Here is a 24,032-nt window from a genome sequence, read left to right on the forward strand (position 1 = left end):
TTTAAATAAATTTATTTTTTAATCAGTAATGCAATGTTCTCAACATGGTGTGTTTGTGGGAACATATCTACTGGTAAGATCTTTACTAAAGTATAATGGTCTTTCATTAAAGCAAGATCTCTTGCCTGTGTAGCAGAGTTACAGCTTACATAAACTACTTTTTCCGGTGAAAGCTTAAGAATCTGCTCTACAACCTTCTGGTGCATCCCGTCTCTTGGCGGATCTGTGATTAATACATCTGCTTTAGGGTGGCTGGCCATGAATTCATCATTGAAAATGTCTTTCATATCTCCACAATAGAATGTTGTATTTGTTAAACCGTTCAATGCTGCATGCTCTATTGCTGCATCTATTGCTTCCTGTACAGATTCTATTCCGATTACCTGTTTTGCATTTCTCGCTACATACTGAGCAATTGTTCCTGTTCCTGTATAAAGGTCATATACTACTTCATCACCTTTCAGGTCTGCAAACTCCAGTGTTTTTCTGTATAATTCTAGCGCTTGTTTGTAATTGGTCTGGAAGAATGATTTCGGTCCAATCTTAAACTTCAGCCCATCCATTTCTTCCATAAGATACCCTTCTCCGAAATGTACGTTGATATTTAAATCATAGATAGAGTCATTCTGTTTAGGATTAATGGCATATACCAATGTTTTAATCTGTGGGAATTTTTCTAATAAGAATTCAAAAAGTTTCTCTCTGTTTTCTTTTTCTTCTCTGTAAAGTTGGAAAAGAATCATCCATTCTCCATGAGAGTTCTGTCTCATCATTAAGGTTCTTAAGAAACCTTCCTGATTTCTCACATCAAAGAAATCCAGGCCAGTATTAACGCCATATTCCTTTACGGCCAGTCTAATAGCATTAGAAGGATCTTCCTGAAGGAAACATTCTTTCAAATCAAGAATTTTGCTCCACATTCCGGGAATATGAAAACCTAAAGCATCTTTGCTCCCGAAATTTTCTTCAGAACTGATTTCGTACTGAGTAAGCCATCTTGCATTGGAGAAGGAAAACTCCATTTTATTTCTATAAAAATATTGTTCTTCAGATCCTAGAATCGGAACCGTTTCAAACTCATCAATTCCTCCGATTCTTTTGATGTTATTATAGACTTCTTCCTGTTTAAAATCAAGCTGTTTTTCATAGCTCATATTCTGCCATTTGCATCCTCCGCAAGTACCAAAATGAATACATTTAGGCTCAACTCTGTACGGTGATTTTTCAAGTACTTCAATGGCTTCGCCTTCATAGTATTTAGACTTTGCTTTTTTCACTCTCACATTCACAATATCACCTGGAATTGCGCCTGTTACCATTACCGTTTTACCTTCCTCTGTTTTTCCTATTGCCACGCCTTTTGCTCCGGCTGTCAACAATTTTATATTTTCAAGAATTAGATCTCTTTTTTTCTTCCTACTCATTCTAAAATTTTCTATTTTCCTAATTGAAACTTTTACGTTCCGGTTTGCAAAAATACAATAAAAAAAACCTTATCCGAAGATAAGGTTTCTATACTGTGTTAAAGTTTATTATTTTGTTGGAGCCGGCTGTGGATTTGCTGGCTGTGGCGCTTGTTGCATTGCAGATGGATCAAGCTGTAATTGTGGCTGCATTTGTGCATTTGAATCTACCTTCGGAGCTGAAAGACCTGTTTGTTTATCCAAAATAGTCACTAGTTCCTGCTCACCAAGGTTTACGAAAGATCTGCTGGCAATTTTACCATCTTTATCAATAATGACAAAGCAAGGTAACTTGAACCCGTATACTCCATATTTCTTAGCGATGTCAGAGTTCAATCCTCCTTCTCCATAAACATTCACTCCCTGAATTCCCTTTAATAAAGAATTGCTTGTCTTAATGAATTGATCTTTTGTATCGTCTACGTTTACAAATACAAAATTCATTTTAGACTTATAAAAGTTTACCACTTCTTTTAATACAGGTACTGTAGCTTCGCTAATGTAAGGATTCCATGAAGCATAGAAGAACAACATATAAGGTTTTCCTTTGTTTTCAGAAAGTTTATATGTTTTTCCGTCTTGTTTTGCTAACGCTGCTTCAGGAGCTTTCTCTCCGATTTTAAGTCCTGTAATAGCTACCTGCATTTTTAAAAGGTCACTTTTAATCGTAGCATCTTTAATATCTGAATCGATGATCTTTTTAATCTTGTCAATGTTGGCAGCTGGAGTTGTTGGATGAATATCAGCCTGAGCCATTACAAATGCAAGAAGATAATCTTTTGCAGTTTGAGATAAATCTTTTTTTGTTTTTAAATACTGGGCGAACATCTCAGAAGTTGTAATCCCTGTTTTTCCTTTGCTGTTTGCTTCAGCATATTTCTGGAAATCAGGAGTCATTTTAACAAGAAGATATTGTCTGTAAAGAGGAATAGTTTTTACCATTCCATCTTTGTCTGTTTCCAGCTGAGTTTCGTAATCTTTGAAGGCCTTAGAAGCTTTGAAAGATGGGTTCCCTGACATTGGACCATGAGACATTTCATAGTTGGCAAGCAAGTTAAGAATGGTTACTTTCACATCGTTTTTCTTCCATTCCAAAAGTCCTTTGCTTGGATTATTTTTCTTGGCAAGGTCATCTACATTTTTATTAATATCTGCTTCAATTTTATGCATACCTTTCAAAAATGCAGCTTCGTCACCACCCATTAATACAGGTAAATTAACTTTACCTCCATAGTCTGCCAAGAACTTCATACTTGCCGTAAGGAAGTCATTATTCTTTTTAGCATCTCCGGTAATCACATATTCATTTGGGAAAGTAGCTCCGTTTCCTGAGATATTTACTTTTTGACCACCTTCAAGATAGATCAGGCTTTGTCTGCCCGCGTAATTGATTACGTACATTCCATCTTTAGGAGCGTCAAAATTCCCTGAAAAGTTTCCGTCTTTATCAAGACCTATATTAATCAAAGGCAGGGTTCCTACTCCTGAAGCTTCTACAAATTCAATTCTTTCTAATGGTGAGCTTCCGGTAATTTTTCCTTTTACTTCTACTTTTTTTGAACAAGACATCACAAAGAATGTGATGATAAACAATAAAAGATATTTTTTCATTTCAATTTTTAATATTACACAAAAATACGCTTTTTAGGGCTTGCTAATTCACACTAATTATTTTTTTTAAAAATTTTATTATTACCATTAAAAAGAGATATTCCAATTATTGGAAATCATCTTTTTGGAGGTAAAAAGTATTTGAAAGTTTTTTCAGAAAACGATTCAATTACCTTCCAAATATATACTTAATAAATAAAGAATAACGAAGATCAGTTAATAAGTTAACAAACTTTAACAGGGTTAACTTTTCCATAAAAAAATCGCCTCCAAAAATGAAGACGATTTTCTATGTATTTGAATCAATTCTATCCTTGATCTACAAGAGCAGCCATGTATTCTCTGTTCATTCTCGCAATGTTTTCAAGAGAAATACCTTTAGGGCATTCTACCTCACATGCTCCGGTATTTGAACAGTTTCCGAATCCTTCTTCGTCCATAGCTTTCACCATGTTCAGAACTCTTCTCTTAGCTTCTACTCTACCTTGTGGAAGTAATGCGTACTGAGAAACTTTTGCTCCAACGAATAACATTGCAGACCCGTTTTTACATGTAGCTACACAAGCTCCACATCCGATACAAGCTGCAGCATCCATTGCTTTATCTGCATCTTCTTTGGGAACAGGGATAGCGTTAGCGTCCAGTGTATTACCGGAAGTGTTCACAGAAATGAATCCTCCTGCTGCCATTACTCTGTCGAATGCGCTTCTGTCTACCATCAAATCTTTGATTACAGGGAAAGCAGCACTTCTCCAAGGTTCAATAACGATCGTCTCACCATCTTTGAACATTCTCATGTGAAGCTGACAAGTTGTAATACCTGTATCAGGTCCGTGAGCTCTACCATTGATGTAAAGAGAACACATACCGCAGATTCCCTCACGACAGTCGTGGTCGAAAGCGATTGGTTCTTTTCCTTCGTTAATTAAATTTTCGTTCAGGATATCTAACATCTCTAAAAATGAAGAGTCTGTAGATACATCTGATATTTTATAGGTCTCAAACTGACCTTTAGTTTTACTATTTTTTTGTCTCCAAATTTTCAGCGTAAGATGTAAGCCTTTTTTTGCACTCATAATGTTATATTTATAGGTTGGAGATTATTTATAACTTCTAGTTTTAACCTCGATGTTCTCGTAGATCAGTTCTTCTTTATGCAACACTTCCGCGTTGATATCGTCTCCCTGATATTCCCAAGCTCCGACGTATTTGTAGTTTACGTCGTCTCTTTCCGCTTCTCCGTCCGGAGTTGAATGGTCTTCACGGAAATGTCCACCACAAGATTCGTTTCTGTGCAGTGCATCGATAGCCATTAATTGTCCAAGCTCAAGGAAGTCTGCTACTCTGAATGCTTTTTCAAGCTCAGTGTTCATTCCTTCTCCTTCTCCCGGAACTTTTACGTTTTTCCAGAAATTGTTTCTTACTTCTTCAATTTCCTTGATCGCTTCTCTTAACCCTTCAGGAGTTCTTCCCATTCCTACTTTATTCCACATAATGTTTCCTAACTGCTTGTGGAAATAGTCAACAGAATGAGTTCCTTTATTGTTTAAGAAGAAATTAATTTTCTCTTTAATTCCTTTTTCAGCCTCATCAAATGGTGCAGAATTGGTAGGAATAGCTCCTGTTCTGATATCTGCAGAAAGGTAATCTGCAATCGTGTAAGGAAGTACAAAATATCCATCAGCAAGACCCTGCATCAATGCAGATGCTCCCAATCTGTTTGCCCCGTGATCTGAGAAGTTAGCCTCACCGATTACGAAACATCCAGGGATTGTAGACTGAAGATTATAATCAACCCAAACACCACCCATTGTATAGTGAACTGCAGGATAGATCTTCATTGGAGTTTTGTAAGGATCATCAGCGGTAATTTTTTCGTACATTACGAATAAGTTACCATATTTTTCCTCAACCCACTTCTTACCAAGATCATAGATCTGCTGATCTGTAGGGTTATGAATATGTTTTTCGATAGCGGCTTCTTTACCTTTTTTCATGATCTCTGTAGAGAAATCAAGGTAAACACCTTCTTTAGTATCATTATTTTCAATTCCGTATCCGGCATCACATCTTTCCTTAGCAGCTCTAGAAGCAACGTCTCTAGGTACAAGGTTACCGAATGCAGGATATCTTCTTTCCAGATAATAATCTCTATCTTCTTCTTTAATATTTTCAGGTCTTAATTTACCTTCTCTGATCGCTACTGAATCTTCAATTTTCTTAGGAACCCAGATTCTTCCTGAGTTTCTTAGTGATTCAGACATCAGAGTCAGTTTAGACTGCTGTGTTCCGTGAACAGGAATACAAGTAGGGTGAATCTGTACGTAGCATGGGTTTGCGAAGTAAGCTCCTTTCTTGTGAATTTTCCATGCTGCAGAAACGTTAGATCCCATTGCATTGGTAGAAAGGAAATATACGTTTCCGTATCCTCCTGAAGCAATTACCACTGCGTGAGCAGAGTGTCTTTCAATTTCTCCTGTTACAAGGTTTCTTGCAATAATTCCTCTTGCTTTTCCGTCAACAATAACAAGATCCAACATCTCATGACGGTTGTACATCTTGATTCTTCCTTTACCGATCTGACGGCTCATTGCAGAATAAGCACCTAATAATAACTGCTGTCCGGTTTGTCCTTTTGCGTAGAAAGTTCTTTTTACCTGAACCCCACCAAATGAACGGTTATCCAACTGACCACCGTAATCTCTTCCGAAAGGAACCCCTTGGGAAACGCACTGGTCAATAATATTTGCAGAAACTTCAGCTAATCTGTAAACGTTAGCTTCTCTTGCTCTATAGTCACCACCTTTGATGGTATCGTAGAATAATCTGTAAGTAGAGTCACCATCTCCCTGGTAATTCTTAGCTGCGTTGATCCCTCCCTGAGCTGCAATCGAGTGAGCTCTTCTTGGAGAATCCTGGTAGCAGAATGCTTTTACGTTGTATCCTTGCTCAGCTAATGTAGCTGCAGCAGAACCTCCTGCCAAACCTGTACCTACAACAATAATATCAATCTTATCTCTGTTGTTTGGTGCAACAAGGTTCATATGGTCTTTATGATTTTTCCACTTGTCTTTAAGAGGACCCGCTGGAATTCTTGAATCTAATTTACTCATATTAGTATATTGATATTATTGAGTTATAAAATGGAAAACTGCTACGATGATGAATCCTGCAGGAATAAGAATTGAATACCATTTCCCGAAAGCTTTGATCACCGGCGTATATTTTGGATGTCTGGCACCGATAGACTGGAATGAAGACTGGAATCCGTGAGCTAAGTGTAATCCTAACAAAACAAAAGAGATTACATATAAAGCTACTCTCCAAAGATCAGCAAACTTTTCATGAAGCTCAGGCCAGAAACGTTCTGCATCAGGAGTCAATCCTTCCACATACTTGTAATTCATTTCGTGTAGCCAGAAATCATATAAGTGAAGCGCCAAGAAAGCTAAAATAACAGCTCCTGAAATAATCATATTTCTGGACATCCATGAAGAATTCACTGATGCGTTGTTTGCTGCATACTTTACCGGACGCGCTTTATTATTCTTGATCTCAAGCACAAATCCCATTACAAAATGGAAAATTACTGCAAAACCAAGAATAGGCTGCATTAAGAACTGCACAAAAGGATTATAGCCCATAAAGTCAGATGCTGTATTGAATGCATCCTTGTTTAGAACTGATAACAAATTGGTTGTCAAATGCAGTATAAGAAAAATCAGCAAAAATAGAGCTGATAATGCCATAGCGTATTTTCTACCTATCGTAGAACTCGTTAAACCTGCCATATAAGTTTAAATTTGAATTTCCACAAAATTAAGAAAGTTTAACAATATCGAAAAGTGAGAAATCTCACAAATAGACAGTTTGTAATCTTTCTAAATAAGATTTTCACCCATTATAAATACAGGAAAATGGCTAAATTCAGAACCATCATTTCAGATCATAAATCTTATTCCTGAAAACTACTTTTTGAATGGAGGGTGACAAGGTTTTTATCTCAAAATGATCTACTCTTCTGGAAGCACAATATGGATTGACTATATACTGTAAAATCTTCGTCTTATTTTTCATATCCGAAATCCAGAAACAGACTCGGTCACCATTTTTCACTGAAAAAATTTTGTTTCTGTTAAAATGATGAACCAATATCTCTTCCTTCCGATTTTCAAAAGCTGTGATTACGTTTCTTATCATGAGAAATAGTATTGCTGCCATCATCAGCCTCATCGTATTTTTCGTATTGAATTTCAGTATCGCAGCTCTTAGTAAATAGACAAACATTGATACGGATATCACTTCTACCCCATTCATTGGAATATTTTCAAAGAACAGCACATCCACTTCAGCAAACCAATGGATCACCTTCAGTAAAACCTGAATAATCTCATCATACAGACCATTTATAAGTTCAAAATCAATCCCAAAAGAAATAAGAACTGTTATTAAAAAAGAGAAAATAATAATTAATTCAGAAAAAGGAACAATAACAAAATTGGCAAGGATTGATATCAATGAAAACTGATGAAAATAATACAACACCAGAGGTAGAGTTACCAACTGTGCGGATAAAGATATTGTAATTGTGTTAAACAAGAGTTTTTTAATATAATTATCCTGTTTTGGGAAGTATTTCAACAAAGGCTGATTCAGCCAATAAATGCCTAAAACAGCCGAAAAGCTAAGCTGAAAACCTACATCAAAAATCTGTTGTGTATCTCCGATTAGAATAAAAAAAGCAGACAGGGCCAGTGAGTGAAGCAAATCCGTCTTTCGCTGAAGCAAAACAAAAATGAAATAAACACTCAGCATAATGCAAGATCGTAATACTGAATTCCCAAATCCAATAAAAGCGGCGAACAACCAGATAAAAATCAAACTAAAAATAGCAGCATATTTTCTGAATTGTAAAGGAGCAAACCGAATCAGAAAAAAATAGAATATCCCAAAAACAACCACAATATGAGTTCCGGAAATAGCAAGAAAATGAACCAGCCCTGATCTATTGAAATCTCTAACAGTACCCGTGTCAATCTCTGTTCGGTCTGCCAGAATAATACCTTTTAGAAATTCTTTAGTTTTCTCAGAAATTTCTGTTTTATCTATTTTGTTAAGAACCTCAAACCTATACTGCCTAAGCTGATCTGCCCACTTTAAATCATTCCGTTCTGCAGATATAATTTCTTTTGAAAGATAAACCTGGTAATCAATATGTTTTCTTTTCAGGTATTGAGCATAATCAAATTGAAAATCATACGATGGAACCTGAGGTTGTGTAATGTAAGCCTCAGCTTTGTAGTAGTGAATAAAATCCAGCTCTTTACTCTCTTTTGGAACATAAAAAATTGAATTGAAACATGCATTATCTGACTGTGCAATGCCTTCATATTTTCTATATTTTTCCGAAGAATTTAATTTCTGAGAGATCTTAAATGAAATCGTTTCATGCTTCTTCACCAAATGCTTACCAACTAGTGAAGAAGTGTTATAGAAATGAAGAACAATTCCTGCTCCGAACAGCAGAAGCATCAGGAAAACTGTTTTGGTTTTATGCAGAAGATAAGAATGAAAGCAGATTAAAATCAACAATATTGAGCAGGTCATTCCAACTCCACCAACAATGGTCTCTGGCAATACCATTTTATCCTGAAAAAGAATTCCAAGAATAAAGCATATTGCCAGAATAAGAAGAGGCTGTTTGTTCAAAATCCATTAATTATCCTTTTAAAATAGGCAATGAATGGGAAATTCATGATCTCTTTAAAAACTAAATAAGCGCTCTGTCATCATTAAAAATGTTAACAGAACGCTTAATTTTTTTTCCTAAAAATTAGGATTAAAAGTATATTATCTCTTTTTCAAAAATTTATCCGTCAAACCCTTCGTTTCTTTGATATAAAATAAAGGATCTTTCCCATAATCTTCATATTTGAAATCACCGGCTTTTTTAGGAACAGCAGGCTCTATTTGTGTTCCTTCATGCCATTCGTTGAATGATGTAATGCCAATGAACTCCGGATTTACTTTAATAGCAGCATCAAACATTTTCTCATAATATTTTCCATTGTCTCTGCTTTTGAAGTTCGCTTCATTCCATGGACGAATTCTTGTATCGGAATAACCAGGACCCACACAAGGAATAAAAATAAGATGGTGATCTTTAGCGAAGTTTGCCATAAAATCCCAATTCGAAGTTGTACTTCCGTATACAAATCCTTTGCTGGCAAAATAGGTATAGAAACCATCGAAGCCTGCCGAATCAAAAAATTCAGCATCATCTTTCTCAACCCAAAGTCCGATATAAAGGGCATCTAAATCTGTATTTCTGACTGTTTTTTCTCCATTTGCGGATAGTATTTTCACCCATTCTTCTTTAGGTATTTTATAGCTATCATAGACATAAAACAGAGGTTTCCCTTCTTTTTTATAGAATGCATGATGATTAGAATACGTTTTTACCAGATAAGAAAGCTGCTCTTTTAATTCTGAAGTGTTTTTATAAAATGGCTCAATGTGAAATGCTATTTTTAAATCATACCGATCTGCAATATCCAGATATTTGATAAGGCTTTTATCCGTAAACGAATCTTTTCCCAGCCAACTTACGACAACCACTCCTGCTCCTGAGTCTTTGATCATTTTCATATGCTGCTCGATGGTTTTCGCATCGTTGGAACTGTAATTGCCAAGAGCCGGATAAAAATTAGCTCCGATATCATCTCCTCCTTTATGATGTCCCAGATTGTTCCACTTCGGATTGCTCCAGTGAGGAAGGATCTCATGATTCCAATGCTGATACTCTCCATCTGTTGCAGGATTGGCGTACCAGCCGTAATAAAATATCTGGACTTTATCTCTTACACTGCTCTGCTGGGCAAAACTGTTTGTGAAAAACAAAGTAAAAGTCAGTAATAACAGAAAACGGTTACAATAATTCATAGTTAAAAAGTAGATTAATAATCAGAAACTCAATACAAACTACACTTTCAATATCACCTCAGCAGCATGATCGCTGGCTCCTTTTCCGCCAAGCTTTTCTCTGAGAAGATGATAGTCATTCAGAACCTGTTCCCTTTTCTCTCCTGACAAAATTTTATTGAGCTCTTCAACCAGATTTTTGGTATTCAGATCATTTTGAATCAATTCTTTCACCACTTCTCTGTCCATAATCAGATTAACCAGAGAAATATAATTGATATTTTTCACCAATCTTTTAGCAATAGCATAGGAAATTTTACTTCCACGATAGCAAACTACTTCAGGTATATTCAACAAAGCGGTTTCCAACGTAGCTGTTCCGGAAGTCACCAAAGCCGCTTTTGAACATCTTAGCAGATCATAGGTTTTATTAGAAACAAAATGAACATTATCATCTACATATTTCTGATAAAATTCTTTTGGAAGACTTGGCGCACCGGCAATCACAAACTGATAGTTTTGGAACTGCGGTCTTACGGAAAGCATTATTTCAAGCATCTTTTCTACTTCCTGTTCTCTGGAACCAGGAAGCAATGCAATGATTTCTTTTTCATTCAAGCCATGCTCCGATTTGAAACGTTCAATACTTATTTCCTCAAGGTCTGAAATAGCATCCAGCAAAGGATGACCTACAAAATGGGAGTGAACTCCATGTTTTCTGTAAAAGTCTTCTTCAAATGGAAGGATGACCATCATTTCATCCACATATTTTCTAATAATCTCTACTCGGCCTTCTTTCCAAGCCCAAAGCTGGGGAGAAATATAATAAACAACTTTGATTCCCAATTCCTTGGCAAATCTGGCAATTCTCAGATTAAATCCAGGATAATCCACCAAGATCAAAACATCAGGCCTGTTCTTCTGAATATCCTCTTTACAGAATTTAATATTATTCAGAATAGTACGGAGATTCATCACCACTTCCAGAAATCCCATAAAAGCAAGATCACGGTAATGCTTCACCAACGTTCCGCCCTGAGCTTTCATCAGGTCGCCACCCCAAAATCTGAATTCCGCTTGGGGATCCTTGTGTTTTAAGGCTTTCATCAGATTGCTTCCATGTAAATCGCCGGAAGCTTCTCCTGCAATAATATAATACTTCATTTCTATAGTAAGGATAGAGAACAAATTAAGACAGATATGATCTTAATTCGTAAATTTGTTCAAAGATAATGATAAAAAATGTCAGAAGAATTTGAAATCCGGAATAAAGTTGCAGAAAGCGGCCTTATCAATTTTGACCTTACCACTTTACTACCAAAAGGGGAAAGAAAAGGCATAGACCTTAAAGATTTCCTTTTTCAGGAATTGATCCTGAAAGAAAAAGATTTCCGCGAAAAGGTAGATGCTATCGATACGGAAAAATATAAAGACACTTACGTATATATTTACAATTCTGTAGACACTATTATTCCTCTATGGGCTTATTTTGTTTTAACAGCAAAAATTACCGATGTAGCAAAAAAAGTAGTTTTTGGAAACCGCGAGGATCTGGAAGTTATTTTAATGCATAATGCTATCCAGATCCATGATTTTGAAGAAATGAGAGGAAAAAGAGTACTGGTGAAAGGATGTTCAGATAAAGAAATTCCTGAAAATGCTTATATCGAATTGGTAGAACAGCTAAAGCCTATTGTAAAATCTCTGATGTTCGGAGAAGCGTGTTCAAACGTTCCTATCATTAAAAACTAAGGTCTTCTGAAACACGCTCAGAAACTTTAACAATAATTATGAAAGGCGGTGATTTTGTGAGGCATATTTTTTGATAACTTTGGTGTACTTAATACTAAATAAACACAAAAAATGAGTTTAATTGACCTACTTACAGGGAACACAGGCAATCAGGTTGCTGAACAGGCTGAAAACAAATTCGGAATCAGTAAAAACCAGGTAATTGCCCTGTTAGCTGTTGCTACCCCTCTTATCATTTCTTATCTTAGAAATAAATCTCAGGATGCTAAAGAAGCAGAAGCTTTAAATAATGCTTTAGATAAAGACCACAACGGAAGTATTTTAAATGATGCTTCACAAATTGAAGCAAGACAGGCTGAAGGAGGATCTATTCTTGATCATATCTTCGGTGGGCAAAAAAGCACCGTTGAAAACCAACTGTCACAGAACACAGGAATTTCAATAGACAAAATTGGTCCTATCCTTGCGATGCTGGCACCAGTAGTAATGGGTTACATCGGACAGCAGAAACAACAGAGCAATGTAGGAGCAGGCGGCCTGGGAGATCTTTTAGGAGGGATCCTTGGTAATGCTTCCAATCAGGCACAAGCTCAGCAGTCTAATCCTTTGAATGACATTCTTGGAAGTGTTTTAGGAGGTGGCGGACAATCACAATCATCAGGAAATCCACTGAACGATATACTGGGAAGTGTATTGGGTGGTGGTGGAAACCAACAACAAGGCGGCGGTTTAGGCAGCATCCTTGGTAATATTTTGGGAGGTAAATAATTAATTTAATTTTCATAAAAAAGACCGGAGATATGATCTTCGGTCTTTTTATTTTTGATTACTTTTTAGATTTTTCTTCAGAAGCTGCAAAAGATTTTGAGGCTTTTTTAGGTCTTCTTTTACCATAACTTCCTGAATTGATTTTCCCTCTTCTAGATTTTTTGTCTCCTTTTCCCATAGTATTATGTATTTGTTGTACCACGAATTTAGAAAATACAATACTAAAATCCAATTAATGAAGCTGTTAAAGTTTTATAAATTAGGGAGGAAAGCTGGAGAATTCCATCACCCACGCTTTCTACACTTTTATTGTCTTCCATTTTCCTTTTTTAAATAAGATAAAGGCAACAATGGTAATCAATGTTTCTGCGGCTGGAATTGATATAAAAACTCCTTTTGGTCCCAAGTCAAGATATTTTGATAAAAAATAGGCCAGCGGAATCTGAAACAGCCAGAAACCAAAAAGATTAACCCAAGTAGGTGTCCATGTATCACCAGCTCCATTAAAGGCATTGATCATCACCATCCCGATTCCATAGAAAATAAATCCTATACTCATAATCTGAAGTGCATTTTTAGCAAAATCTTTAATCGCCATTTCCTGAGTAAAAAAACTAACTAAAAAGTTCCCCATAAAAAGGAAAATTAAACTTACCACCAGCATAAAAATGACATTATATTTCACGGTTTTCATCACCGACTGTTCTGCTCTCAGCATTTCATTTGCTCCCATATTCTGTCCTACCAAAGTGGATGCTGCATTACTCAATCCCCAGGCTGGAAGCATAAAGAACATCATCAGTCTTAAAGCAGTCTGATAACCAGCCGATGCATTCTCTCCTCCTGTAGTTGCTACAAGTTCTGCAAGGAAAATCCAGCTGCATGAGGCAATGACAAACTGAAAAATTCCAGGAGTTGCAATTTTTATAATGGATTTGATTAATGAATAATTCGGCTTAAAATAAGGAAGTTTAATTCTTATCTGAGTATCCGCAACCAAAAGATGATACAGCTGATAAATTACTCCAATACTACGTCCTATTGTTGTTGCCAAAGCAGCTCCCGTTAGTCCCAAAGCAGGAGCAGGCCCAACGCCTTTTATCAGAATCGGACAGAGAATGATATTCGCAATATTCGCGATCCATAAACTTTTCATAGCAATCATAGCATTTCCGGCCCCTCTGAAAATCCCATTAATTAAAAATAAAAGCATAATAATCGTGCTGCTTCCCATCATAATTCTGGTAAAACTCTTTCCATAAGCAGCCGCTTCCGGTTTTGAGCCCATCAGAATCAGAATTTCTTCAGCATAAATTACTCCAAGCAAACTTAAAATAAAAGTAATCGCAAAGGAAACGAGTAATACCTGTGCTGCGCTTCTGGAAGCCTGTTCCGGATTTTTTTCACCAATTCTTCTCGCTACCAAAGCTGTGGCCGCCATACTCATCCCAATAGCAATAGAATACATTATCGAAAGTACAGATTCGGTAAGCCCTACCGTTTGAATCGCAAAACCGCTTTCTTTCAAATGGCCGACAAAATAAAGATCCACAAGAGCAAATACAGATTCCATAGCCATTTCCAGCATCATGGGAATGGCTAAAAGCAGTACAGCACTTCTGATATTCACTTTCGTAAAATCAGTTTCTTCACCACTGAATGCTTTTTTCAAAAATTCAATATATTTTGTCATTTCGCAATTAATATTTTATGTAATCCCAAAAATACAAATCCAATTATTAGAAAAACTTAGCAATTGGTAATAAAATTTAATTTAGATTTGTATATTCTTAAAAATTATCCTTATGAAAAAAATAATCTCTACTACTTTTCTATTTGGAATGTTACTGTCCAGCAGCATGTTCTCTGCCCAGAAGATGAGTCAGGAAAAGATGAAAGCCATTTATTCTGATGATATAGCAACATTTAAAAAACAGTTTGCTCCGGGAGATTACAACAAATGTTTTCTTGTGGGAGATATACTTTATTCACCCCTTGGCTTCAGTGTAATGTCTGACAGAAAGAATATTATCAACTTCCTTTTGGACAATAAGGCAAATGTGAATAAAAAATGTCAGAATAAAACACCTCTTGAAGTAGCTGATGAAACAAAAGGCAGTGAGGATGTAAAGAGAATTCTGATCGCAAAAGGTGGTAACAGAATTTAAAAAAATCCAAAAACAATATATGAAACTTCCGAAAGGAAGTTTTTTTTATTTATAAAACCTGCAAAAATCTTATCTTTGCCAACGAAAAATTCAAGGTTCGGAATTGAACCTTAAACATTGAACTTTAAACAAATAATTATGTTTCGATCACACACCAACGGAGAGCTATCTCTGAAAAATCTGAATGAAGAAGTTACACTATCAGGATGGGTACAGACTATCCGTGATAAAGGATTTATGATTTGGGTAGATCTTCGAGATCGTTACGGAATTACCCAGCTGGTTTTTGACCAGGACCGCTCTTCTGCTCAATTGATGGAGGAAGCTAAAAAACTGGGCCGTGAATTTGTGATTCAGGCTACCGGAAGAGTTATTGAAAGAGTAAGCAAAAACCCTAATATTCCAACCGGGGAAATCGAAATTCTGGTAGAAAAACTGACTATTCTGAACGATTCTCAGCTTCCACCTTTCACCATTGAGGATGAAACGGATGGTGGTGAGGAATTAAGAATGAAATACCGTTATCTGGATATCAGAAGAAATCCGGTAAAAGATAAGCTGATCTTCCGCCACAAAATGGCACAGAAAGTAAGAAATTATTTATCTGAAGAAGGTTTTATTGAAGTGGAAACACCTGTTTTGATCAAGTCTACTCCAGAGGGAGCAAGAGATTTTGTTGTACCAAGCAGAATGAATCCTGGACAGTTTTATGCATTGCCACAGTCTCCACAAACTTTCAAACAGCTTTTGATGGTAGGTGGGATGGATAAATATTTCCAGATTGTAAAATGCTTCCGTGATGAGGATTTAAGAGCAGACAGACAGCCGGAATTCACGCAGATCGACTGTGAAATGGCTTTCGTAGAGCAGGAAGACGTTATGAACGTATTCGAAGGAATGACTAAGACTCTATTAAAAGACATTACAGGTAAGGAATTCGGAGATTTCCCAAGAATGACTTTCGCAGATGCGATGAGAAAATATGGAAATGACAAACCGGATATCCGTTTCGGAATGGAGTTCGTAGAACTGAATGAACTGGTAAAAGGAAAAGACTTTAAGATATTTGATGATGCTGAATTAGTAGTCGGAATCAATGTAGAAGGGTGTGCAGACTATACGAGAAAGCAGATTGATGAACTTGTGGATTGGGTTAAACGTCCTCAGATTGGTGCTTCAGGAATGGTTTGGGCAAAATTCCAGAATGATGGTGTAAAAACCTCATCGGTAAATAAATTCTACAACGAAGAAGATTTAGCAAAGATCATCGAAAAATTCGGAGCAAAAGAAGGTGACTTGATGTTGATTCTTTCTGGAAACGAAAATAAAGTAAGAGCTCAGCTTTCTGCATTAAGAATGGAACTTGGAAACCGTTTGGGATTAAGAAAAGGAAATGAGTTTGCTCCACTTTGGGTAGTAGACTTCCCGCTATTGGAATGGGATGAAGATACCGAAAGATACCATGCAATGCACCACCCGTTCACCTCTCCGAAGCCAGAGGATATCCACTTACTGGAAACTGATCCTGGTAAAGCAAGAGCCAACGCTTATGATATGGTTCTGAACGGAAACGAAATCGGTGGAGGATCTATCAGAATTTTTGACAGAGATCTTCAGTCTAAAATGTTCGATTTATTAGGATTTACCAGAGAAGAAGCAGAAGCTCAGTTCGGATTCCTTATGAATGCCTTCAAATACGGAGCACCACCACACGGAGGTTTAGCATTCGGATTTGACCGTTTGGTAGCGATTCTTGACGGAAACGAAGTAATCAGAGATTATATCGCTTTCCCTAAGAACAATTCAGGACGAGATGTAATGATCGATGCGCCTGCTTCGATTGCTGATGCACAGCTCGACGAATTAGAATTACAATTGAATTTAAAAGCATAAATGTAAAGCGGGGCAAATGCCTCGCTTTTTTTTATATTCTTATACAGGAACCTTAAGTTTATCCTGAACTTCCTGATGCTTTATACTACAATACTATTTTTGAAAAACAAATAGTAATAAAGTAGTATTATTTAGAATCAAAAAACATTACAAATTCCACTGTAATTTATCAATTTACTAACAAAACAAACTTTACACTAGTGAAATATACATTTTTACACACTATGTCAAATATTCGTGAAATAATCTAATTTAAAATTTAATAGTAAAAATTAAATTAAAACAATTACATTAACGAAATAAATACATTTTTCAAATAAAAAAACAACAAAACAATCATTATATTATGTTATATGTAAATATGATTTTTATTAATATATTTACGTTACACAGCTGAATTATAATGAAGACTTAATCAAAACTTAGAAATTGATGTATTTTTATAATCTCATGCGTATGATAATAATATAGCTGTTCATATTTTAAACCTTGATCACCAAACCAATATTAAATAATATGAAAAGCAAACTATTACTATTATCAGGATGCCTTGTTCTGGCACTGAATTCATGTAGGTCAGACATTGAAAATCCTCAAGCTGATTCAATCGATCCTGCAACCACAAAACTCGACAATGCAAAGATTCACAAATTATCTATTGACGGAAAATTCACTTATGTTAATGAAATAAATGGTGAATATTTTTATGCAGAAGATATTACGATCAGCCCCGAACAGTTTAATGTATTACAAAAGCAGGCCAACTCCGGAACATCAACAGCAGAGAAAAGTACCATTGTAAGCTCTTTTATTAAGACATGGCCGAATGCAACCGTCTATTATACATTACCCAGCCAGGGAAGTCTGAGTACCCAGAATTATAATACGTTCCTGACCAATATCAACAAAGCATTTGATATGATTTCTTCACAAACCAGTATGCAGTTTGTTGAACGAACCAACCAAACAGAATATATTACTTTTACCTATACAACATCCAACAGCTCTCCGCTTGGATGGCAGAAAAACAGAGTTAATGGTATTAAAATCTATAATATCACTTATCCGGCAATTATTGCTCACGAAATCATGCATTCGATGGGAATCATGCACGAGCAGTGCCGCCCGGATAGGGATCAGTACATCATTGTAGATGTTAATAAAGCCGTAGAAGGAAGCCGTCATAACTTCAATCTTTACAATGATTACGCAGGACACGGTGCGTTTGATTTCGGTTCAGTTATGATGTATCAGTCTACAGACTTTGCTATAGACTCAAGTCAGCCTGTAATGACTAAGCTGGATGGTTCCACATTCACTAAACAAAGAACAGGATTGTCTGCAGGTGATTATGCTGGTATCAATCATCTGTACGGACCTGTTAATGCTACTTCTGCCATCAACGGAACGTATACAATGAGAACAGCTTTAGCAAGTGATAAAAATGTAGATGTTTCAGGAAGTTCAACTACAGACGGCACCAGCATCATTCTGTATTCTGCTTCTACAGGGAATAACCAGAGATTTACTTTCACCAAATCAGATCATGGTTACTATACCATCAAATCCATATTGGATCCTACCAAGGTGTTAACCGTGAAAAGTAATGGGACAACGAATGGAACAGCTGTTGAATTAAGAACCAATGCCAATACAGATTCTCAAAAATGGTTATTATTCAACTTAGGAAATAATGGATTTGGATTTGCTCCGAAGAATGCACCAGCATTGAGATTAGAGGTAAAAAATGGCACAACAACCAATCTTACCCCTATTGTAATCGGAACAACTGATCAAACGCTTCAGCCTTCTACAAAACAACGCTTCATCCTTACAAAAGTTAACTAAATTTCTTCATACAAAAAGAGGTTAGGAAATAAATTTTCTAACCTCTTTCTATTCTATTACTATTTATTAGAGTAATTTTAACATCTCATTTCTTCCCGGCCCGGTTGAAAGATAAGCCACAGGAATTCCCAATTCTTCTTCCAGGAATGACAGAAACCCGAGGACTTCTTTTGGCAACTCAGAAGGACTTTTCATTGCAGAGAAATCAGCATTCCAGCCATTCATCCATTTCAATGCAGGTTTTCCATTTTCAGGAAGTAAACCTGAAACATCCACTGTTTTTCCATCTTCCAGTTCATAATGGGTACAGACTGCTACAGATTTTAATCCACTCAAAACATCCGCTTTTGTCAGAACCAGCTGAGTAACCCCGTTGATCATTACCGCATATTTTAAAGCAGGTAAATCCAGCCATCCGGTTCTTCTAGGACGTCCTGTATTGGAACCAAATTCATTTCCTTTCATTCTGAGATCATCTCCAAATTCATCTAAAAGTTCCGTTGGAAATATACCATTTCCCACACGAGTACAATACGCTTTTGCTATACCGTAAATCTCACCGATCTTTTTCGGTGACACACCTAAACCGCTACTCGCCCCTGATGCTGTCGTGGAGGAAGACGTTACATACGGATAAGTACCATGATCAATATCCAGCATCGCTGCCTGAGATCCTTCTGCCAATACCTTTTTACCTTCAGATAAAGCTTTGTTGATATAAATTTCAGTCTCTGTACAATTGAATTTTTTAAGAAATTCCACCGCATCAAAAAACTCTTTACTGATTTCTTCCAAAGCAGGCAAAACAAGCATTCCTTCTTCTTCCAGCATTCTGTAATCTCTATCCAAAATGTGCTGTGCCCTGCTTTGAAAATCCGATGAAAATATATCCCCTACTCTCAGATTCTGTCTTAATATTTTGTTTGAATACGCCTGAGCAATCCCATTTTTTGTAGTTCCGATAGTGGTATACTCGGGACTTTCCTCCATAAAAATATCCAGAAGCTTATGCGTTGGCATTACCAGGTGTGCTTTTTGGGAAATAATGATATTGTTTTCTGGCTGAACAGTTTTATCAAATACCTGAAGATTCAGAATTTCTTTTTTAAAACTTACCGGATCAATAACAGTTCCCGTACCGATCACATTCTGTACTCCTTTCATAAAGATTCCCGAAGGAATCATTTTAAGCGTTATTCTGCGTCCGTTTCTTTCAATACTGTGCCCAGCATTAGATCCGCCGTTAAAACGAGCTGTAATGTCGTAATTTTCACTGATCAGATCAATAAACTTTCCCTTTCCTTCATCTCCCCATTGTAGTCCTAATACAATATCCATATTCGTACTTTAAATTTTATGAAGCAAAGCTATGACAGTCAGCATGAAACACCATTGCCATTTGACAAAAAGAGATCTGACCAGAAATGAGAAGCTAAATATTAGAGCCTAGAAGCAATTCACAACACTCCCACTTACATCATTAATCAATTATCATCTATCAGTAATAATCTTAAACTATATTTCTTCTGATCCTGCTAAGTGAAGAAGGTGTCACGCCAAGATAAGAAGCCAGCATAGATTGCGGAACTCTGTTGGCCAGGCCGGGATAATGATTTAAAAAATGAATGTACCGTGATTTTGCATCCTGATTGAGCATGATACTGGCGACCTTCAGTTTATTTTCTACTACAAAGGCATGAATTCTTGCAAATAAAATAGGCCATACCGCAATTTTCTCTTCCAGGATTTTAAAATGCTCACGGTCAATGACCAGCAATACAGCATCGGTAATCGCTTCAATGTCTTCATGCGCTGGCAGCTGATCGGTAAAGCCCTGAAAGTCCCCAATAAATCGTCCTTCATAAATAAAATACCGTGTAAAATCATCACCTTGCTTGTTATAATACAAAGACCGGAAAACACCTTCCTTCACAAAAGCAATTCTCTGACTTACTTTTCCGGCTTCTATGAAAGGATCTCCCTTTTTGACCGTTATTTCCTGAATTCCTTCAGCAATCAACAGCTCGTCCTGAGGATTCAGTGTCCCGAATTTTTTGATATAAGTAAAAAGCTCTTCCATATTTTGATATAACCACGGATTGCGGAAATATAAAGGTATAAAAGTCGCGGATAAAAACAATTGTCATTTGGCAACAAAGTCCATGAAAGGTACCACACGGGCTTCTGTCGGCATATTAATTGCTTGATTTTTAAAAACGTAAGACAATGAAAGCAATTTGGAACGGCGCAATTGGCTTCGGATTAGTCAACATTCCTGTTAAAATTTATTCCGCAACGGAAACCACAAAATTGGATCTCGATATGCTCGACAAATCTGATTTTTCAAACATCCGTTTCAAACGGGTAAACGAAAATACGGGGAAAGAAGTAAAATGGGAAAATATCGTCAAAGGTTATCTCGTGGACGACAAATATATTGTTCTTGACGAAGAAGATTACGAAGCAGCAAGCCCTGAAAAAACAAAAATACTTTCTATTGACCAGTTTGTAAAGGAAGTAGAAGTAGACAGTATGTATTTTGAGACTCCGTATTATCTGGAACCTCAGAAAAATGGTGAAAATGCCTACAGACTTTTATTAAAAGCTCTTGAAAAAACTGCCATGGTAGGTATAGGAACTTTTGTGCTTCGTGACAGTGCAGCCATTGGGATGATTCGTCCTTATAATGACGACATACTTGTTTTGAATCGTTTGAGATTTGATCAGGAAATAAGAGACTATTCAGATTTAAAAATTCCTGCCCAAAAAGCTCCGAAACCTGCAGAGTTGAAGATGGCTGTCAGCCTGATTGAGCAGCTTTCCCAGGAATTTGATCCCGCAATGTATAAAGATACCTATTCTGATGAGCTGATGAAGATCATCAAGCAGAAAGCAAAAGGCAAAAACGTAAAAGCCCAAAAAGCGCAGCCTGCTAAGGAAGGTAAAGTGATTGACCTTATGGCGCAGTTAAAAGCCAGCCTGAATACTTCTAAATCCAAATCTGCATCATAATGGCTCTCAAAGATTATCATAACAAAAGAAAGTTCGATGAAACCAGCGAACCTAAAGGAAAAACAAAGAAAAGCAAAGAAAAGTTGATTTTTGTGATTCAGAGACATGCTGCCTCCAGACTTCATTATGACTTCCGGCTTGAAATGGAAGGTGTACTGAAAAGCTGGGCCGTTCCGAAAGGCCCGTCATTAGACCCAAAAGATAAACGTCTTGCCATGATGGTAGAAGATCACCCTTACGACTATAAAGATTTTGAAGGAAATATTCCGGAAGGAAATTATGGTGCCGGACAAGTGGAAGTATGGGACAGCGGAACCTATGAACCTTTAGAGGAGAATTCAAAACTTTCTGATGAAAAAGAACTTCTGAAGGAACTTCATGCCGGTTCTTTAAAATTTATTTTACACGGTAAAAAGCTGAAAGGTGAATTTGCTCTGGTAAAAATGAAAAATACGGATGACAACTCATGGTTGCTTATCAAACATAAGGATGAATTTGCAGAAAGTCCTTATAATGCCGAAGAAAATACTTCGCCAAAATCACTGGTCACTCAATTTTTAGAGGAAAAAAAAAGCCTAAAAATAAGAGAAAAAAAGAAGTCATAACTTCCGAAAAAACCTTCAGGAATTTCAATTCGTTAACGAATGAAAAAAAGCTTAAGTCTTTCATTAAACCCATGCTGGCTAAACTTTCAGAGGAAGCCTTCAATGATAAAGACTGGATCTTTGAAATAAAATGGGATGGCTACAGAGCTATTGCAGACCTCAGCCATGATGCTCCGCTTTTCTATTCCCGAAATGGAATTTCCTTTTTATCTAAATTTGACAAAATTGCTCAGGACTTCGGCCAACAAAAGCATCGTATGATCCTGGATGGCGAAGTTGTGGTCTATAATGAACAGGGAAAGCCTGACTTTCAGCTTTTACAGCAAATTGGGGATAACCCTGGTGCCGCCCTTGCCTATCAGGTTTTTGATATCTTATGGCTCAATGGACATTCTACAGAAGATCTTCCCTTAATTCAACGAAAAGAACTTTTAAAAGAAGCATTAACTGAAACCGAACGGATCAGATATTGTGATCATATTCCTGAAAAGGGCATTGAATTTTTTGAACAAATGAAGAAAATGCAGCTGGAAGGAATGATTGCAAAACGGGCAGACAGTCTGTATGTTGAAAATCACAGAACCACCGATTGGCTTAAAATCAAGTTTTCCAATACAGAAGAGGTCATTATTTGTGGTTTTACAGAACCCAGAGGATCACGGGAAAGCTTCGGAGCATTGATATTAGGAAAATTTATTGATGGGAAGCTTACTTACTGTGGTCATACAGGAACAGGTTTCAATACGGCTTCTTTGAAAGAAGTATATAAGAGACTTCAGAAAATAATTGTAAAGTCATCTCCATTCGAAACAGCTCCGAAGACCAATATGCCGGTAACGTGGGTAAAACCCGAGCTGGTATGTGAAATCAAATATTCTGAAATTACCAAGGACGGAATCTTCAGACATCCGGTTTTTATCACAATCAGGGATGACAAAAGCCCGGAAGATACTAAAGCTCCATCCTTCACCGAAAAATCTAAAGATATGAATACGAAAGCTTCATCAAAAAAGACAAAGACTTCTGAAAAAGAGAAAGAGATTACCTTAGACAAGCATTCCGTAAAGCTTACCAATCAGGATAAGGTATATTTTCCTGAAGATGGCATTACAAAAGGAGATGTTATTGAATATTATCAGTCTGTAGCACGTTATATTCTCCCTTATTTAAAAAATCGTCCGCTTTCTCTCAACCGCTTTCCCAATGGAATTGAAGAGCAGAGCTTTTATCAGAAAGATGCAGGAGATCATGTTCCTGACTGGATAAAAACCACACAGGTATATTCGGAATCCAATGATAAACATATTGATTATATTTACTGTAATGACAAAGCTACTATGGCTTATCTTAATAATTTAGGCTGCATTGATTTCAATCCATGGAACAGTTCTTTACCAGATCTTGAGCATCCAGATTATCTGGTTTTAGACCTTGACCCTTCTTCAAAAAATACATTTGATGAGGTGATTGAAACAGCACTTCAGGTGAATGAAGTTTTAAAAACTATTAAAATAAAAGGCTATTGTAAAACTTCCGGAAGTACAGGAATTCATATCTATATTCCTATGGGAGCTCATTATGATTTTGACCAGGTAAAAGATTTCGCCCATATTCTCATGAAACAGGTAAACGAAAAACTGCCTAAGATTACCACGTTGGAAAGAAGTCTTCAAAAAAGGGATAACAAAAAAATTTACCTTGATTACCTGCAAAACAGAACGGGGCAGACTCTGGCAAGTGCTTACAGCCTGAGACCTAAACAAGGTGCTTCCGTTTCTATGCCTTTGGATTGGGATGAGTTGAAGCCTGGTGTGAAACCAACAGATTTTACTATTAACAATGCCCTTGACAGAATTAAGGAGAAAGGAGATTTGTTTAAACCGGTTTTGGGTAAGGGAATTGATATGATGAAGGCGTTGGAACTCCTGCAGAATATGGAATAAAATAAAACTCCCACATAGTATAACGCAGGAGTTTCTTAAAAAAATTAA

At 36.6% G+C, this 24,032-nt stretch carries 20 protein-coding genes; 8 read left to right on the forward strand and 12 right to left on the reverse strand.

Annotation, left to right across the window (positions count from 1 at the left end; genetic code table 11):
• Window positions 1-11 precede the first annotated feature (11 nt).
• The 8 genes from rlmD to lpxB form a co-directional block, all read right to left on the reverse strand.
• Window positions 12-1,424: a 23S rRNA (uracil(1939)-C(5))-methyltransferase RlmD gene (rlmD, locus tag PZ898_RS12365; protein WP_277693458.1), complete on the reverse strand. Its 1,413-nt coding sequence runs from the start codon at window positions 1,422-1,424 to the stop codon at window positions 12-14.
• 108 nt (window positions 1,425-1,532) lie between these two features.
• Window positions 1,533-3,074: a TlpA disulfide reductase family protein gene (locus tag PZ898_RS12370; RefSeq protein WP_277693459.1), complete on the reverse strand. Its 1,542-nt coding sequence runs from the start codon at window positions 3,072-3,074 to the stop codon at window positions 1,533-1,535.
• 308 nt (window positions 3,075-3,382) lie between these two features.
• Complete coding sequence (locus PZ898_RS12375; protein ID WP_062675785.1) at window positions 3,383-4,150, reverse strand: succinate dehydrogenase/fumarate reductase iron-sulfur subunit; 768 nt, start codon at window positions 4,148-4,150, stop codon at window positions 3,383-3,385.
• 24 nt (window positions 4,151-4,174) lie between these two features.
• Complete coding sequence (locus PZ898_RS12380; protein ID WP_062675784.1) at window positions 4,175-6,187, reverse strand: fumarate reductase/succinate dehydrogenase flavoprotein subunit; 2,013 nt, start codon at window positions 6,185-6,187, stop codon at window positions 4,175-4,177.
• Window positions 6,188-6,202: 15 nt separating this feature from the next.
• The gene (locus PZ898_RS12385) at window positions 6,203-6,865 is read right to left on the reverse strand and encodes a succinate dehydrogenase cytochrome b subunit (RefSeq protein ID WP_062675783.1); all 663 of its coding nucleotides are present in this window, start codon (window positions 6,863-6,865) and stop codon (window positions 6,203-6,205) included.
• Between the two features lie 145 nt (window positions 6,866-7,010).
• A complete protein-coding gene (locus PZ898_RS12390) occupies window positions 7,011-8,783 on the reverse strand; it encodes a ComEC/Rec2 family competence protein (RefSeq protein WP_277693460.1) in 1,773 nt (590 codons plus the stop codon).
• Between the two features lie 141 nt (window positions 8,784-8,924).
• Window positions 8,925-10,016 (reverse strand): glycoside hydrolase family 99 protein, encoded by a 1,092-nt coding sequence (locus PZ898_RS12395; protein WP_277693461.1) that lies wholly within the window; start codon window positions 10,014-10,016, stop codon window positions 8,925-8,927.
• 39 nt (window positions 10,017-10,055) lie between these two features.
• Complete coding sequence (gene lpxB, locus PZ898_RS12400) at window positions 10,056-11,159, reverse strand: lipid-A-disaccharide synthase (protein WP_062675780.1); 1,104 nt, start codon at window positions 11,157-11,159, stop codon at window positions 10,056-10,058.
• Window positions 11,160-11,237: 78 nt separating this feature from the next.
• Between lpxB and PZ898_RS12405 the strand changes: the two genes are divergently transcribed.
• Window positions 11,238-11,747, forward strand: a complete 510-nt coding sequence (locus PZ898_RS12405) for a DUF2480 family protein (protein WP_277693462.1) — start codon at window positions 11,238-11,240, stop codon at window positions 11,745-11,747.
• A gap of 111 nt (window positions 11,748-11,858) precedes the next feature.
• On the forward strand, window positions 11,859-12,515 hold the full coding sequence (locus PZ898_RS12410) for a DUF937 domain-containing protein (protein ID WP_062675778.1): 657 nt from the start codon (window positions 11,859-11,861) through the stop codon (window positions 12,513-12,515).
• A gap of 58 nt (window positions 12,516-12,573) precedes the next feature.
• Here PZ898_RS12410 and PZ898_RS12415 read toward each other — a convergent pair whose 3' ends face one another.
• A complete protein-coding gene (locus tag PZ898_RS12415; RefSeq protein WP_065119703.1) occupies window positions 12,574-12,693 on the reverse strand; it encodes a 30S ribosomal protein THX in 120 nt (39 codons plus the stop codon).
• A 120-nt stretch (window positions 12,694-12,813) separates the two neighbouring features.
• Window positions 12,814-14,208 (reverse strand): MATE family efflux transporter, encoded by a 1,395-nt coding sequence (locus PZ898_RS12420; RefSeq protein WP_062675777.1) that lies wholly within the window; start codon window positions 14,206-14,208, stop codon window positions 12,814-12,816.
• 112 nt (window positions 14,209-14,320) lie between these two features.
• Here PZ898_RS12420 and PZ898_RS12425 point away from each other — a divergent pair, with 112 nt between their 5' ends.
• From PZ898_RS12425 to PZ898_RS12435, 3 genes are all read left to right on the forward strand, one after another.
• Window positions 14,321-14,683 carry an ankyrin repeat domain-containing protein gene (locus PZ898_RS12425; RefSeq protein WP_062675776.1) on the forward strand — a complete coding sequence of 121 codons (363 nt, stop codon included), beginning with the start codon at window positions 14,321-14,323 and terminating at the stop codon, window positions 14,681-14,683.
• Between the two features lie 138 nt (window positions 14,684-14,821).
• On the forward strand, window positions 14,822-16,576 hold the full coding sequence (gene aspS, locus PZ898_RS12430) for an aspartate--tRNA ligase (RefSeq protein ID WP_062675775.1): 1,755 nt from the start codon (window positions 14,822-14,824) through the stop codon (window positions 16,574-16,576).
• A 516-nt stretch (window positions 16,577-17,092) separates the two neighbouring features.
• The gene (locus PZ898_RS12435; RefSeq protein ID WP_277693463.1) at window positions 17,093-18,424 is read left to right on the forward strand and encodes a M12 family metallopeptidase; all 1,332 of its coding nucleotides are present in this window, start codon (window positions 17,093-17,095) and stop codon (window positions 18,422-18,424) included.
• A gap of 66 nt (window positions 18,425-18,490) precedes the next feature.
• On the opposite strand, the gene PZ898_RS12440 is transcribed toward PZ898_RS12435, so the two are convergent.
• The gene (locus tag PZ898_RS12440; RefSeq protein ID WP_277693464.1) at window positions 18,491-19,762 is read right to left on the reverse strand and encodes an adenylosuccinate synthase; all 1,272 of its coding nucleotides are present in this window, start codon (window positions 19,760-19,762) and stop codon (window positions 18,491-18,493) included.
• Window positions 19,763-19,934: 172 nt separating this feature from the next.
• On the reverse strand, window positions 19,935-20,504 hold the full coding sequence (locus tag PZ898_RS12445) for a Crp/Fnr family transcriptional regulator (protein ID WP_062675772.1): 570 nt from the start codon (window positions 20,502-20,504) through the stop codon (window positions 19,935-19,937).
• Window positions 20,505-20,650: 146 nt separating this feature from the next.
• Here PZ898_RS12445 and PZ898_RS12450 point away from each other — a divergent pair, with 146 nt between their 5' ends.
• From PZ898_RS12450 to ligD, 3 genes are all read left to right on the forward strand, one after another.
• The gene (locus PZ898_RS12450; protein WP_277693467.1) at window positions 20,651-21,436 is read left to right on the forward strand and encodes a Ku protein; all 786 of its coding nucleotides are present in this window, start codon (window positions 20,651-20,653) and stop codon (window positions 21,434-21,436) included.
• On the forward strand, window positions 21,436-22,041 hold the full coding sequence (locus PZ898_RS12455) for a DNA polymerase ligase N-terminal domain-containing protein (RefSeq protein WP_062675770.1): 606 nt from the start codon (window positions 21,436-21,438) through the stop codon (window positions 22,039-22,041). The genes PZ898_RS12450 and PZ898_RS12455 overlap by 1 nt, the downstream gene beginning before the upstream one ends.
• Before the next feature lie 71 nt (window positions 22,042-22,112).
• Window positions 22,113-23,984 carry a DNA ligase D gene (ligD, locus tag PZ898_RS12460; RefSeq protein ID WP_123279058.1) on the forward strand — a complete coding sequence of 624 codons (1,872 nt, stop codon included), beginning with the start codon at window positions 22,113-22,115 and terminating at the stop codon, window positions 23,982-23,984.
• Window positions 23,985-24,032 lie beyond the last annotated feature (48 nt).

This window comes from Chryseobacterium sp. WX (assembly GCF_029542485.1).
Taxonomy (GTDB): Bacteria; Bacteroidota; Bacteroidia; order Flavobacteriales; family Weeksellaceae; genus Chryseobacterium; species Chryseobacterium cucumeris.

What these genes read in the sequence shown, in the direction of transcription:
- rlmD (WP_277693458.1), bottom strand. Translation starts at nt 1,424, where the DNA reads ATGAGTAGGAAGAAAAAAAGAGATCTAATTCTTGAAAATATAAAATTG.
- PZ898_RS12370 (WP_277693459.1), bottom strand. Translation starts at nt 3,074, where the DNA reads ATGAAAAAATATCTTTTATTGTTTATCATCACATTCTTTGTGATGTCT.
- PZ898_RS12375 (WP_062675785.1), bottom strand. Translation starts at nt 4,150, where the DNA reads ATGAGTGCAAAAAAAGGCTTACATCTTACGCTGAAAATTTGGAGACAA.
- PZ898_RS12380 (WP_062675784.1), bottom strand. Translation starts at nt 6,187, where the DNA reads ATGAGTAAATTAGATTCAAGAATTCCAGCGGGTCCTCTTAAAGACAAG.
- PZ898_RS12385 (WP_062675783.1), bottom strand. Translation starts at nt 6,865, where the DNA reads ATGGCAGGTTTAACGAGTTCTACGATAGGTAGAAAATACGCTATGGCA.
- PZ898_RS12395 (WP_277693461.1), bottom strand. Translation starts at nt 10,016, where the DNA reads ATGAATTATTGTAACCGTTTTCTGTTATTACTGACTTTTACTTTGTTT.
- lpxB (WP_062675780.1), bottom strand. Translation starts at nt 11,159, where the DNA reads ATGAAGTATTATATTATTGCAGGAGAAGCTTCCGGCGATTTACATGGA.
- PZ898_RS12405 (WP_277693462.1), top strand. Translation starts at nt 11,238, where the DNA reads ATGTCAGAAGAATTTGAAATCCGGAATAAAGTTGCAGAAAGCGGCCTT.
- PZ898_RS12410 (WP_062675778.1), top strand. Translation starts at nt 11,859, where the DNA reads ATGAGTTTAATTGACCTACTTACAGGGAACACAGGCAATCAGGTTGCT.
- PZ898_RS12415 (WP_065119703.1), bottom strand. Translation starts at nt 12,693, where the DNA reads ATGGGAAAAGGAGACAAAAAATCTAGAAGAGGGAAAATCAATTCAGGA.
- PZ898_RS12420 (WP_062675777.1), bottom strand. Translation starts at nt 14,208, where the DNA reads ATGACAAAATATATTGAATTTTTGAAAAAAGCATTCAGTGGTGAAGAA.
- PZ898_RS12425 (WP_062675776.1), top strand. Translation starts at nt 14,321, where the DNA reads ATGAAAAAAATAATCTCTACTACTTTTCTATTTGGAATGTTACTGTCC.
- aspS (WP_062675775.1), top strand. Translation starts at nt 14,822, where the DNA reads ATGTTTCGATCACACACCAACGGAGAGCTATCTCTGAAAAATCTGAAT.
- PZ898_RS12435 (WP_277693463.1), top strand. Translation starts at nt 17,093, where the DNA reads ATGAAAAGCAAACTATTACTATTATCAGGATGCCTTGTTCTGGCACTG.
- PZ898_RS12440 (WP_277693464.1), bottom strand. Translation starts at nt 19,762, where the DNA reads ATGGATATTGTATTAGGACTACAATGGGGAGATGAAGGAAAGGGAAAG.
- PZ898_RS12445 (WP_062675772.1), bottom strand. Translation starts at nt 20,504, where the DNA reads ATGGAAGAGCTTTTTACTTATATCAAAAAATTCGGGACACTGAATCCT.
- PZ898_RS12450 (WP_277693467.1), top strand. Translation starts at nt 20,651, where the DNA reads ATGAAAGCAATTTGGAACGGCGCAATTGGCTTCGGATTAGTCAACATT.
- PZ898_RS12455 (WP_062675770.1), top strand. Translation starts at nt 21,436, where the DNA reads ATGGCTCTCAAAGATTATCATAACAAAAGAAAGTTCGATGAAACCAGC.
- ligD (WP_123279058.1), top strand. Translation starts at nt 22,113, where the DNA reads ATGCTGGCTAAACTTTCAGAGGAAGCCTTCAATGATAAAGACTGGATC.